This is a genomic window from Campylobacter sp. CNRCH_2015_0814, assembly GCF_025772765.1.
Lineage (GTDB): Bacteria > Campylobacterota > Campylobacteria > Campylobacterales > Campylobacteraceae > Campylobacter_D.
In genome coordinates, this window is the sequence record NZ_JAKMSR010000001.1 from 196,011 (window position 1) to 209,936 (window position 13,926).

The 13,926-nt window shown below is 29.4% G+C and carries 12 protein-coding genes; 7 read left to right on the top strand and 5 right to left on the bottom strand.

Features of this window, described 5'->3' with window-relative positions:
• The first annotated feature begins 1 nt into the window (after position 1).
• Entirely contained in the window at positions 2-568 is a 567-nt protein-coding gene (locus L8X24_RS01010) for a DJ-1 family glyoxalase III (RefSeq protein WP_214097567.1), read from the top strand.
• A gap of 23 nt (positions 569-591) precedes the next feature.
• Here the strand turns inward: L8X24_RS01010 and L8X24_RS01015 are convergent, their stop codons facing one another.
• Positions 592-831, bottom strand: a complete 240-nt coding sequence (locus L8X24_RS01015) for a SelT/SelW/SelH family (seleno)protein (RefSeq protein ID WP_263663233.1) — start codon at positions 829-831, stop codon at positions 592-594.
• Positions 832-934: 103 nt separating this feature from the next.
• On the opposite strand from L8X24_RS01015, the gene dnaE reads away from it, so the two are divergent.
• The 5 genes from dnaE (at position 935) to L8X24_RS01040 (ending at position 9,503) form a co-directional block, all read left to right on the top strand.
• On the top strand, positions 935-4,528 hold the full coding sequence (gene dnaE, locus L8X24_RS01020; RefSeq protein WP_263663234.1) for a DNA polymerase III subunit alpha: 3,594 nt from the start codon (positions 935-937) through the stop codon (positions 4,526-4,528).
• 67 nt (positions 4,529-4,595) lie between these two features.
• On the top strand, positions 4,596-5,024 hold the full coding sequence (locus L8X24_RS01025) for a hypothetical protein (protein WP_263663235.1): 429 nt from the start codon (positions 4,596-4,598) through the stop codon (positions 5,022-5,024).
• A gap of 9 nt (positions 5,025-5,033) precedes the next feature.
• Positions 5,034-5,861: an SIR2 family NAD-dependent protein deacylase gene (locus L8X24_RS01030; protein WP_263663237.1), complete on the top strand. Its 828-nt coding sequence runs from the start codon at positions 5,034-5,036 to the stop codon at positions 5,859-5,861.
• Between the two features lie 27 nt (positions 5,862-5,888).
• Positions 5,889-7,250 carry a DUF262 domain-containing protein gene (locus tag L8X24_RS01035; protein WP_263663238.1) on the top strand — a complete coding sequence of 454 codons (1,362 nt, stop codon included), beginning with the start codon at positions 5,889-5,891 and terminating at the stop codon, positions 7,248-7,250.
• A gap of 18 nt (positions 7,251-7,268) precedes the next feature.
• On the top strand, positions 7,269-9,503 hold the full coding sequence (locus tag L8X24_RS01040; protein ID WP_263663239.1) for a DUF262 domain-containing protein: 2,235 nt from the start codon (positions 7,269-7,271) through the stop codon (positions 9,501-9,503).
• Positions 9,504-9,507: 4 nt separating this feature from the next.
• Here L8X24_RS01040 and L8X24_RS01045 read toward each other — a convergent pair whose 3' ends face one another.
• Positions 9,508-9,804, bottom strand: a complete 297-nt coding sequence (locus tag L8X24_RS01045) for a hypothetical protein (protein WP_220568864.1) — start codon at positions 9,802-9,804, stop codon at positions 9,508-9,510.
• Positions 9,805-9,901: 97 nt separating this feature from the next.
• On the opposite strand from L8X24_RS01045, the gene L8X24_RS01050 reads away from it, so the two are divergent.
• Positions 9,902-11,551: a WG repeat-containing protein gene (locus L8X24_RS01050; RefSeq protein WP_263663242.1), complete on the top strand. Its 1,650-nt coding sequence runs from the start codon at positions 9,902-9,904 to the stop codon at positions 11,549-11,551.
• Between the two features lie 34 nt (positions 11,552-11,585).
• On the opposite strand, the gene L8X24_RS01055 is transcribed toward L8X24_RS01050, so the two are convergent.
• The 3 genes from L8X24_RS01055 to L8X24_RS01065 form a co-directional block, all read right to left on the bottom strand.
• Complete coding sequence (locus tag L8X24_RS01055; RefSeq protein WP_263663243.1) at positions 11,586-12,653, bottom strand: WG repeat-containing protein; 1,068 nt, start codon at positions 12,651-12,653, stop codon at positions 11,586-11,588.
• A gap of 217 nt (positions 12,654-12,870) precedes the next feature.
• Positions 12,871-13,008, bottom strand: a complete 138-nt coding sequence (locus tag L8X24_RS01060) for a hypothetical protein (protein ID WP_263663244.1) — start codon at positions 13,006-13,008, stop codon at positions 12,871-12,873.
• 75 nt (positions 13,009-13,083) lie between these two features.
• A partial coding sequence (locus L8X24_RS01065; RefSeq protein ID WP_263663245.1) for a WG repeat-containing protein occupies positions 13,084-13,926 on the bottom strand: 843 nt, incomplete at its 5' end.

Sequence of the window (13,926 nt, forward strand, 5' to 3'; positions counted from 1 at the left end):
AATGAAAAAAGTTTTAGTGCCTTTGGCAAAGGGTTTTGAAGAAGCTGAATTTATAGGTATAGCTGATGTTTTAAAAAGAGCAGGAGAAGCTAGTGGAAATTTAGAAGTAATTATTGCTTCACTAGATGATGAGCTTTTGGTACAAGGTGCTAATGGAATTTGCATAAGGGCTGATGTGAGTTTAGCTAGTGTTGATCAAGAAAATTTAGACGCAATTGCTTTGGCAGGTGGATTTGAAGGTATGATGAATTTAAAAAACAATCAGGCTATCATAAAAATCATACAAGACTTACATGCTAAGAAAAAAATCGTAGCAGCTATTTGTGCTTCACCTATGGTGTTAGCAAAAGCAGGGGTGATTAATGGAGAGTTTTCTTGCTATCCTGGTTGTGAAGTAGGTATTGAAGGAACTAGGGTAAATAAAGCAGTTGTGGTAAATGAAAATGTCATCACAGCAGCTGGGCCTGCTACGGCTATTTTATTTGGTTTGGAGCTTGCTAAGCATTTATGCTCAGAAGAAATTTATCAAAAACTTTATGAAGGTATGCTTGTTCCTTTAACAAAATAAACCCTCGCTAATGAGGGTTTAGCTTACATTTGTTTCATAAGCTTGATGATTTCACCCTCATGAGGAAATCTATCTACTTCGCAGTTAAACAAGTCTTTTTTAGAGTAAATGATTTTGCCATCTACTTCTACTATAAAATGACCACCACCTTTTTCTATGGTAGAAATTTGCGCATCTTTGAATTCATTTTGTATTTCTTCTGCAACCCTTGCAGCTTGTGGTTTGTAATTTCAAAGATTACAATAATAAATTTTTACTTCCATTTTTTACTCCTTTTTTGAAAGTAAGTTATTATACATTTTTTATGCTTGTAAGTTTTAAATTTAAGGTTTTTTTTTATAATAATAAAAAAATACAAGGGAAAATATGAGCCAATTTACACATTTACATTTACACACAGAATATTCTTTACTTGATGGAGCAAATAAACTCAAAGAGCTTGCTAAAACGCTAAAAGCTCAAGGTGCAACAAGTGTTGCTATGACTGATCATGGAAATATGTTTGGGGCTATTGATTTTTATAAAACAATGAGATCTGAAGGGATTAAACCTATCATAGGGCTTGAAGCGTATTTGCATAATCATGATGATTTAAGTGATAAAAGCTCAAGACAACGCTTTCATATTTGTTTGTTTGCTAAAAATGAAATTGGTTATAAAAATTTGATGTATTTGAGCTCACAAAGTTATATACATGGTTTATATTATTACCCAAGGATTAACAAAAAGCTATTAGAAGCACATAGTGAGGGTTTGATTTGCTCGTCTGCGTGTTTGCAAGGTGAGGTTAATTGGCATTTAAATACCAAAAATGAAAGAAATTTAAAATTTGGCGCAAAAGGTTATGAAGGCGCAAAAGAAGCTGCGCTTTGGTATAAAAAGGTTTTTGGAGATGATTTTTACCTTGAGATTATGCGTCATGGTATTGATGATCAAAAATTTATCGATGATTCTATCATCAAACTTGCTAAAGAGCTTGATATAAAAATCATCGCAACCAATGATACGCATTATACTTTTAAAGAAAGAGCAGCTGCACATGAAGTATTTATGTGTATAGCTATGGGGGTTAAGCTTGATGATCCAGGGCGTTTAAGACATGAAGTGCATGAGTTTTATGTAAAAACACCAGAGCAAATGAGTGAACTTTTTGCTGATATTCCTGAAGCCATTGAAAACACTCAAGAAATAGCTAATAAATGCAATCTAGAATTAAAACTAGGCGATCCTACCCCACCAAATTTTAAATTTACCCGTGAATATGCAAAAAAATATGGCTTAAGTTTAAGTCAAGAAGATCAAGAATTTAGCTTTGATAATGATGATATAGTTTTTGAGTATCTTTGTAAAAAGGGCTTAGAAGAAAGACTTCAATTTATCGATGAGAGTAAACACCAAGAGTATAAAGATAGACTTGATTTAGAAATTAGTATTATTAAAAATATGAAATTTTCAGGTTATATGCTAATCGTTCATGATTTTATTGCTGCAGCTAAGGAAAAAGATATACCAGTTGGCCCAGGGCGTGGGAGTGCTGCGGGGAGTTTGGTTTCGTATTGTTTGAAAATTACAGATTTAGATCCTATACCTTATAATCTTCTTTTTGAGAGATTTTTAAATCCTGAGCGTGTATCAATGCCCGATATTGATGTGGATTTTTGTCAAGATAGAAGAGGGGAAGTGATTGATTATGTTATTGATAAATACGGAGCTGAAAAGGTTGCACAAGTCATTACCTTTGGTAAGCTTTTAGCAAAGGGAGTAATCCGTGATGTGGCTAGGGTTTGTGATATGAGCATACCTGATGCGGATGCTTTGGCAAAATTAGTTCCTGAAGAACTAAAAATCACTTTAGAAAAAGCTTATGAGCAAGAACCAAAAATCGCTGAATTTGTAAATTCTCATCCAAAAGGACGTCAGGTTTGGGACTTTGCTAAAGCATTAGAGGGTTTAAATAGAAACGCAGGTATGCACGCAGCCGGAGTTGTGATATCTAATGAAGCTTTGTGGAATAAAGCTCCACTTTTTAGACAAAGCAAAAACGATGAGCGTCATTTGGTAACGCAGTATTCTAAAGAATATCTTGAAGATGTAGATTTAATCAAATTTGACTTCTTGGGTTTAAAAACTCTTACAGTGATTGATAATGCGATTAAGCTAGTAAAAAAGCGTTATGGTAAAGATGTGATTTGGGAAAAGATTGATATGAATGATCCTAAGGTTTATAAAACCATACAAAGTGGTAATACCTTGGGTATTTTCCAAATAGAATCAGGCGGTATGCAAAGTTTGAATGCTAGGTTAAAGCCTGAAAGATTTGAAGATTTAATCGCGGTTTTAGCTTTATATAGACCAGGTCCACTTGATAGTGGGATGGTGGATGATTTTATCGATATCAAGCATGGTAGAAAGGCTGCAGCTTATGCATTTGAAGATTTAAAACCTATACTTGAAAATACTTATGGGGTTATAGTTTATCAAGAGCAGGTTATGCAAATAGTGCAAAAAATCGGTGGTTTTTCTTTGGGTGGGGCTGATAATGTGCGCCGTGCTATGGGTAAGAAAAAAAGAGAAATTTTGGATAATCTTAAAGCAGAGTATTTAGAAGGCGCTAAAAAACAAGGCTATGATGAGAAAAAGGCTGATGATTTGTTTGAGCTTATTTTGAAATTTGCTGAATATGGTTTTAACAAATCTCACTCGGCTGCTTATGCACTTATAACCTTTCAAACAGCGTATTTAAAGACTTATTATCCAAGTGAGTTTATGGCTGCGCTTTTAACAAGCGAAGAAAGCAATGTAGATAAGGTTGCAAAATACATTGAAGAGATGAAAAGAATGAACATCAAACTTTTGCCACCAAGTATCAATAAAGCCCAAAGAGAATTTAGCGCAACTAAGCTTGAAGATGGTTCTGAAGCTATTATTTATGGGCTTGGAGCGATTAAAAGTGTGGGAATTCCTGCGATAGAAAATATCATGGCTATTCGCAAGGAAGAGGGCTTTAGTGATTTTGATGATTTTATAAGCTCTATTGATCCAACTAAGATTAATAAAAAAACCATAGAAAATTTAGCTAAATCAGGTGCTTTCGATGAGTTTGGCTATACTAGAAAATGTTTGGTGGATAATCTTGAGCTTATTTCAGAAACAAGTAGGAAAATTGCTGAAGTTAAAAGAAACTCTACTGCTTCGCTTTTTGGAGAAGAGGAAATAGCTGCAGATATCAAAGTAGGGCTTCATGATAGTAAAATCGAATTTGAACTAATGGAAAAACTAGGCTATGAAAAAGAAATCTTAGGAATTTATGTATCAGGTCATCCTTTGGATAAATTTGCAAGTCAAATAGAAGGTATAGAGTATTTTAAAAGTATGGATTTTGAAACACTCAAAGGCGAAGGTGAGCTTTTGGTTGTAGGGAAGATTGAAGATTTTAAATCGATGATGAGTAAAAGCGGTAAAAGATATGCTAAGGCTGTGGTTTTAGACTTTTATTCTACTTTTGATATGATTATCTTTGAAGCCCAAGTAGAAAAAGTTGAAGCACTTTTTAAAGAAAGCAAGGATGAAGCCTTTGCCTTTTTACTAAGATATAAAAACAATGACAATGACTTAAGCTTTAGTCTAAATGAAATTTACACCCTAGAAGAAGCAAAGGAAAATGAGCTAAAATCTTTTAGTAAGAAAAAAAGCTTTACAAAAAAAGAAAACAAAGAAGAATTTACGCAAGAGCCTATGAAATTTGAAGAAAATATCATAGAACTTGATATTAACAAGCTTAGTAAAGATATGGTGTATGAAATTTATGATCTAGCTAATACAAGGCACAATCCAAAAGATACTAATAACAAAAAGCTTGTATTAAAAGTACTTGATATGGGTAGTTGCTTGCTTTATCATACAAATTTTGTTCTCTCACAAGAAGCTATGGATGTGATAGCTCAAAAATGTAAAGGTTAAAATATAGACACTAAAAGTCCATTTTATATAGTATAATTATATTAATACAATATAAAAAGGATGAAAAATGGCTTTAGCGATTGAAACTATTCAAGATTATACCATCCAAAAAGGTAAAAAATCTTTTTGGATGTGTTTTAACACTCCAAACAATGATTTTCATGTCAATAAAACAAAACATAGTGATTTGTTTGATAAAGACAAGACAGATTGCAAAGCTAGAGATGAATTTTTAGCTTTTATGAAAGAAAATTTTCCAAAAACAAAACTAACTATGGTATTTGATACGGCTCCGGTGGGGTATTTGTCGTATCCTTATTTAGGTAGTCTTGCTGTTGATTGTGAGGAAAATGATGAGGTTTATAAGGCTATAAACAAAAAATACGAAGATGAAAACTGCATGCCAAAATCTATGAATGCAGTTTTTTGGGAAATGAGTCTTGAAGTAGCTAAAGAGCTACATGAGGCTAGGAAATTTGATTATGAAAATTTTTAAAGGTAAAAAATGCAAATACAAACTCATATAAAAGAAGCTTTAGACAAAGCAGAGGTAATCATCATCACAGCTGGAGCTGGCATGGGAGTAGATAGTGGTTTGCCTGATTTTAGAGGAAAAGAAGGTTTTTGGAGAGCTTATCCGCATTTGCAAAAACTAGGCATAGACTTTGAACGCATGGCTAATCCTACAAATTTTTATACAAACGCACAGCTTGCTTGGGCTTTTTATGGGCATAGATTTAAATTATACAAAGATACTAAGCCACATAAAGGTTATGAAATACTTTTAAAACTTGCAAAAAGCAAACAAGATTATTATGTCGTTACGACTAATGTAGATGGGCATTTTAAAAAGACTGGCTTTGATGAGAATAAAATTTATGAATTTCATGGAAATATAAATTATTTACAATGTTTTAATTATGCATGTGGTGATTTGATCTGGCAAATGCAAGAGGAATTAGATATAGATATGGAAAATTTCAAAGCCTTATCTTTGCCAAAATGTCCTAGATGTCAAGGTTTGGCAAGGCCAAATATCTTGATGTTTAATGATGGTAGTTTTAATGATAGTCGTTATTTTTTACAAAAGCAAAGTTATAAAAACTGGCTTAAACCCTTAGAGGATAAAAACATCTTGCTTATAGAGCTTGGAGCTGGTAAAGCTGTGCCTAGTATGCGTATGTTTGGCGAGGATTTTTGTAAAAAAAGCAAAGCTAGAACACTTTTAAGGATCAATCCAAATGAGTGTGATTTTCCAAAGTTTTTTAGAAATGGCATAGGACTTAAGATGAAAGCTTTGGAAGCTTTGGAAATGATAGATAGCTTGATATAATAAGCTTAAAATTTAGAAAGGCTATAAATGAGTGGTGAAAATACAGAAGTAAAATCTTGCATTGTGAGTTTGAATGAGTTGGTGCAGGGTAAAGTGGATAATAAAAATGCTCAAAAAACAGATATATTTTTAAAAGAAGGTTTTTCTTTAAACATACCTGATTATCAACGCCCTTATGCTTGGGGTATAGAGCAAGTTAAAATTCTTTTAAAAGATATAAGCGAACAAATAGATAAAAACCAAAAATATCTTTTAGGAAGTTTGATATTGCATAAGGGAAATACAGAAAATAAGCTCAACATAGCAGATGACCAACAACAGAAAGATAATGAATTTAATATAGTAGATGGCCAACAACGCCTTACTACCTTGGCTTTGATTTTAAGAGTTTTATGTGAATGTAATTTTTTAAATAATGTTGAATACTCTCATAATGAGTCAAAATATCATATCAAAGAAAATTACGAGTATATAAAAGCTTATTTTGAAAGTTATAGTGATAAAAAAGGCAAGTTTTTAGATTTTCTTTTAGAGAATATAGAATTTATCTGCGTTTTAGCTCCAAATGTAGATGATGCGTTTTTGTTTTTTGATAGTGCAAATTCAAAAGGAAAAGGCTTAAAATCATACGATCTTATAAAGGCTTTTCATTTGCATTCTTTAGAGAAAAATCAAGGTAGTATGCTAGATTATTATGCAAGGAAATTTGAAAATCTTGCAAAAGATGAAAGAAAAATCACTATTTTATTTGATGAGCTTTTAGCACCTGCTAGAACATGGTTAAAACATAAAAACATTAGAGTAGATAAAATTAAAACAGAACAAATATATGAAGAGTTTTGTAAAGAATTTTTTAGTGATAAATTCCTTTATAGTAAGGAAGATTTAGGGGTTTTAAGTAGTTTTGCTAATGGGGTAGATTTTTTCGAGTATTTGTTTAAATACAATGAGTTTTTTGATAAGTTATCAAATTATGCTTTATACCAAGAGCTAGATGAAATATATTACACAGGATTTATTTATAATAAATACATTTATGCCATTGCTGTGATGATTTATTTTTCTAAATTTCCAAATGGCAATAGTGATTATTTCTTAGCCTTGCTTGCAAGAGCTGCTTTTAGTTTAAGAGTTTATGGCTTAAGTATTTCTAGAGCTACTCAAAATAATTATGCTTTGGAATTTTTAGAAAAAGTGTATTTTGTATCTTTTGAAGAGGAATTAGAGCAAAATTTACTTGATTTTATAGCTATAAAAAATGAAGAAGAAAGAAAATCAGCACAAAAATTAGATGGTGGAAGAGGTGATTATGTAAAAATTGTTGAAAAATACTATCAAGGTGAAGATGCTCTATATAAAAACATCCCATCACATTATGTAAAAAAATAAAAAATAAAGGTATAAACAATGAGTAATAAAGTAAATATTAAAAATATTAGTGAAGTGGTAAAGGATAATAATAAGATCTTTTTTGAAATTCCACCTTATCAAAGACTATATGAGTGGGATAAAGAGCAAATACAAACCTTACTTAATGATATAAAAACTAAATTTTATGAAGATAAGAATAAAGAATACTTTATCGGCAATGTAGTAGTAAGTAAAAAAGATGATAAATACCTACTCATAGATGGCCAACAACGCTTAACAACTTTGTTTTTGATAGGATTTTTTCTTTCTTATAAAAATCCAAGCGATCAGCCAAAGTGGAAAGAATTTATAATGCAAAGTGATAAACTTAGAATCTCCATGCCTATAAGAGAAAAAGAAGAAGAAGTTCTAAAAGAATTTGCTAAATTTTGTAAAGATAATCAAAATAATGAGAGAAAAAATGATATTTTTTTACAAGAAATTAAAAAATTTCCACAGGATATATGCCAAAACATACCACAAGCTTTAGAAATTATAGTAAATTGGTTTGAAGAAAATATTGAAGAAAATATTGAAGAAAATATTGAAGAAAATATTGAAGAAAATATTGAAGAAAATATTGAAGAAAATATTGAAGAAAATATTGAAGAAAATATTGAAGAAAATATTGAAGAAAATATTGATAAATTTTCTGAATTTTCTAAATTTATTTATAGTAATGTAAAATTTGTTTTTGTAGAATTAGCCGAAAATACTGACTTAAACCGCTTTTTTATCCGTATGAATAACCGCGGCAAACAACTAGAAAAACATGAAATTTTAAAAGCAAGACTGCTTTCAAATATTAATGAAAACGAAAGAGCTTTTTATGCTCATATATGGGATATTTGCTCACAAATGGATAATTATATCTTTCAAAAAGCTAGCGATAGAAAGATTTCTAGCTCAAATGAAAGTGGTGGAGATGAAAATACTAAGCTAAATGAAAGTAGTGGAAATGAAAATACTATTGAGTGTATTATAGGAAATAACCAACAAAAAATTACAAAAAAAGATGATGATGAAGATGAATTTAAATTTAAATCCATAGTAGATTTTCCTACTTTTTTATTGCATGTTTATAAGCTTACTTATTTGAAAAAAGCTAGTGATGTTACTATAGATAAAAATAAGCTTTTAGAGATTATAACAATAGAAAAAAAAGAAAACACTAAAAAATTCATAGAAAATCTTTTAAAATATAGAATTTTATTTGATTATTTTGTTATTAAAAGTCAAGATGATGAGGAAAATTCTTATAAGATTAGAAGATTAACTAAAAAATATAGTACATACACAATCAGCGAAGATTCTAATGTTATGCCTGATCTTGCTATGGTGCAAAACTATCTACGCGTAGCAAGAAGTGGTATGTCTAATAATCATCATCACTGGCTTACTCCGTTTTTGAAATTTTTGGATAAAGAGATCAAATTGAACTTTTCATTTGATGAGTTAAGTGATGATAAAAATATAATTAGTGAAATACAAATAAATGATAACATTAATTTTTATGGTTTTATCACAAATGGTAAAAATATTATTCAAAAAAATCCAATATCTTTCCTTGAAAATTTAGATACATCTTTAGCCAAAGAGCAAGCAAACACAGAAGTTAAAGAGCAAGCAAAAGAAGCAGAAAAAAATGGAGAGAAAAAAGATTTATTGGAAATTTCTAATGAAGTTCTTGTTAATTTAAGCAATAATGATGAATGTATTTTTACTAATACTAATGAAGTAAAAATTCCAAACTTAGATCGAGGAACAGCAACTTTGCATTATTGGTTTTATCGTTTGGAGTATTATTTGTGGAAAAATGCTGAAGTTAATGGCGATAAAGTTAAAATATGTGGTAAAGAAATGGATAAGAAAAAATTTGATAATTTCTATTTTAGAAGCTTAAATTCCATAGAGCATGTGCAAGCACAAAGCAAAGCAAATGAGAATGATTGGACTAATGAAAAAATAGATAATTTTGGAAATTTAGCTCTTATTAGCTCTAGTTTTAACTCATCTTTGAATAACCAAGATGTGCCAAGTAAGTATAGAGATTTTCAAAAAAGATATATGGATAATAAAAAAGCAGTTATATCTTTAAAACTATGGCTTATATATGCGCTAGCTAAAGATAATGATGAAATTGCTTGGACTTTTGGTAATGCACAAACACACAAAGAACAAATGTTAGGAATCTTAAAAAAATCGTTTAAAAGCAAACAAGATAAAGCCTAAGGCTTTATCTTTTCATAAATTTAGCAAAGACTTTGTTTTTGCTTCTTATCTTACGAAAATACTCTTTTGATAAGATATCTTTTAAAATTTTAGCATTGTTATAGCTTAGATTAGTTTTTCTTTGTATGTAAGAAATGGCTTTATTTGCTAAATTTTTCTCTCTTGATTTTTTTATCAAAGCCTTATCTAAAGTAGCTATTTTAGGCATGTTTTTGATAAATTCTAGATACTCTTCTTTGCTTTCAAAGGGAGAATCTTCAAAACTAAATGGAACCTGACTTGGTATTTTTTTCTTTTTCATTTTTTCTTCCATATTTTTAAAATGATATTCTAGCATAAATTATAGACAATCTTAGTCTATAAAATTCTAATATAATTTCATTTTACAAAGGAAAGTGATGAAAGAAGTTAGGATTATTATTGATGATGAATTTGATCATGTAAGAGATTTTTGTAATGGCTTTGCGGCGGTAAAAAAAGCTGGTAAGTATAGCTTTATAAATAGCAGTGGAGAATTAATTTGTGATTTTTTATATGATGAGGTTTTAAATTTTAGTCAAAATTTAGCAGGTGTTATGATAAATGACAAATGGGGTTTTATAGATACTAAGGCTAAGGTGGTAGTGGATCTTATATATGATGATGTTTGTAGTTTTGTAAATGATTATGCGCTTTTGCGACAAGGAAATGAAAATATCATCATAGATACTCAAGCAAATATCATTTTAAAGACTGAATATGATGGCATTATAAGACTTAGTGATAAGCTTTTTAAGATCAAAAAAGGCGATGTGTTTGCATTGATCGATCAGAATGGAAATTTTTTAAGTGATTTTGAGTTTTTAAGTATAAAAAGACTAAATGAAAGATTATTTTTATACAAGCAAAAGATTAATGGCAAGGTTAAATGCGGAGTTTTAAATGAATTTGCAAAGCTTGTTTTAGAGGCTAAATTTGATGATATTAGCTTGATAAATGATGAGTATTTGCTAGTGTTTGATGGGTTTTTGTATGGTTTGTTTGATGTAAATTTAAATTGCGTTTTTGATCCTATGTATAAGGATGTGAAATTTATAGCCAAAGATATGATCAAAGTGAGAGTAGGGACTAAATATACTTTGGTAGATAAAAACAAAAATGAGCTTAGTAAGAATAGTTTTGATTTTATGAAGATTATTGATGATGAGCTTGTTTTGTTTTTAGAAAATTCTAAATTTGGTTTCATGGATCAAAACGGGATGTTAATTTGTAAAGCTAAATTTGATGAAGTTGGAGAATTTGTTGGTGGATTGGCTTGTGTAAAGATAGCTAACAAATACGGCTTTATAGATAAAAATGCCAAAATCATCATCGATGTGATGTATGATGAGCTTAGGTTTTTTAGTGAGAATTTAGCAGCCTTTTGTGTAGCAGGAAAATGGGGTTTTATCAATGCAAAAGGAAAAACCATCATAGAAGCAAAATACGATGATATGAGTAATTTTAGCGAAGGTTTAGCTGTAGTAAAAAAAGATGGTAAATACGGCTATATTAATAAAAAAGGAAATATCATCATAGAAGCAAAATACGATGAGGCAAATAGCTTTAGCGAAGGCATAGCAAGTGTAAAAAAAGACAATAGATATTTTTTGATCAATCAAAATGATGAGATACTTTGTGAGCATGAGTATGAGTATATGTCTTGTTTTAGCTGTGGTTTGGCTTTGGTTTTAACAAGTGATGGTTTTATTTATGTGGATAAAAATGCAAATATTGTTATAAAAGAGCATTTTGATGAGGCGTTTGATTTTAAAGAAGGTTTGGCGCAAGTTTGTATAGATAATCAATGGGGTTTTATTAACACAAATGGAGAATTTGTGCTTGATTTGCAGTTTGAAAATGTAAATGATTTGGGTAATGGAATTTATGAGCTTAGTAAAAATGGACATAAATTTTACTTAGAATACAACGGAAAAATAACCCTTAATCCTTTCTCTCAAAGACAAATTGAATGTATAAGCAAGGATATAGGCTGGAGAATTTTAAGGTTGCTAGAGTCAAAAGAGTAAAATTTGATCTTAAAAGAATGTACTTAAAATACATTTAACAATCAAAGTTAATGTATTTTAAAACATTTATTTTTATGGTTTTTTTGATTTTTAAATTTATCATATTAACTATCTTATCTTTTATTGCTAATATTAGATTGTTATCTAGTATTATGATTTGATCATATTTGATTTTTACAATAATCTTTCCTTTTTTATCTATAAGACCCCATTTATCACTTTGTTTAACTTTGGCAAAACCTTTGTTAAAATGACCCACTTCATCGTATTGTGCTTTGATAATTAGCTTTTCATTTTTATCTATAAAACCAAATTTTTTATTAATCAAGATTGAAGCTAATCCATCGTGAAAATAACTCACGATATTTTCTTTGTTTAATATTAAATATAATCCAATTTTTGAAGCACCTTGTATGTCGAAAAAAGCTAGATCATCATCTAAACCATCTATAAAATCATACTTTGCTTTTATAACTAAATTTCCTTTTTTGTCTATAAAACCCCATTTATTATCAATTTCAACTGCAGCCATTCCTTGAAAAAAGTCTTTGGTTTTATTGTATTTAGTGTCTATAGCAATTTCCCCTTTTTTATCTATAAAACCCCATTTTCCATTAAGTTCAACCCTAGCCAAACCTTCCTTAAAATCATAAGCATTATCATACTTTGCATCTATGATTAAATTCCTTTTTTTATCTATAAAACCCCATTTATCTTTTAAACAAATAGTTGTTAAATTTTCTTTATATTTTTTTATGTTTTTAAATTTAGTTTGTGTTGTAATATTTTCATCAATTTTATAAGGAAAATTTATTTTTATAATATTTCCTTTTTTATTTACAAAGCTATTTTCATCTCCATTATATATTCTAAATAAACCATTATAAAAGCTTTTGGAATTGATACTTCCTTTTAATTCTTTGATAAATTGTGCGTTTGAATCAATTAGAATTGACTTAAAAACAATATGATGATTTTTTGTATTGTGTATTTTTAAATTTATATAATATATTTTCTTTGCATTTAGTACCCCAAAACCATGATATTCTATATCAAAGTTTTGATATGTGAAGATGCTTTTAGGTTGTTTAGTAGTGAGCATTGTTTAAATTGTGATTATTTTATTTTGGTTGCACAATAGATTTTTTATTAGCAAGATTTTTATCTAGTTTTAAAAGTGTTGTTTTCATGTGTTTTCCTTTTTTGATTGATATAATATTTTATTATAATGTATTTTTATAGACTACTGCTGTCTGGTTTGATGATTTTTGCTTAGAGATTGATATAAAAACTCTAAGCAGTGGCTTTTAATATAGTTATTATTTTACAAGCTCTTCTAAATGTTTTAAAATTTTTACCATGGCTAAAGTATCAAGTTTGCAGTATTCTAGTAAGGCTTGGCGGAGAGCTTTTCTTTTGTTTTCATCCATATTTTGCATAGTTTCAAAACTTTTCATAGCTTCGCTTCCATTCTGGATTAAACCTAAATTTTTATAAGCTTGCATTATAAGCAAGCACGTAAACATTTTAAATTAATTTAGGTTTTTTAGTTTTAATTCTTCGCCTTTTTTAAGTAAAAATAAATTCGTATCAAATTTTAGTATCTCACTATAACAACAATTTTCATCTATATCTGCAAAACCCATGTAATCATATTCATAATCACCAACAAGATTCAAGACAACATCATACTCTATTTCTATAACTAAATTTCCTTGCTTATCTATAAATCCATATTTTCCATTAAGCATAACTACAGCTAAACCTTCGCTAAAATCCCAAGCATAATCATACTTTGCTTCTATAACTAAATTTCCTTTTTTATCTATAAAACCCCATTTTCCATTAAGCTTAATTCCGGCCAAACCTTCGTTAAAGCTTAAAGCATCATCATATTTTGCTTCTATAACTAAATTTCCTTTTTTATCTATAAAACCCCATTTTCCATTAAGCTCAACCTCGGCTAAACCTTCGTTACAAATCCAAACCTTATCATATTTTGCTTCTATAACTAAATTTCCTTGCTTATCTATAAAGCCCCATTTTCCATTAAGCTCAACTTCGGCTAAACCTTCGTTAAAGCTTAAAGCATTATCATATTTTGTTTCTATAACTAAATTTCCTTGCTTGTCTACAAAACCACATTTTCCATTAAGCTCAACTCCAGCTAAACCTTCGTTAAAGCTTACAGCATCATCATATTTTGTTTCTATAACTAAATTTCCTTGCTTATCTATAAAGCCCCATTTTCCATTAAGTTTGACTTTTACTAATTCTTCTTCTTTATGATAACTAATTTTATCATATTCAGTATTTATGATTATCTCCCCTTTTTCATCTATAAAACCATAGCCACATTTTTCATAAAACTTAAC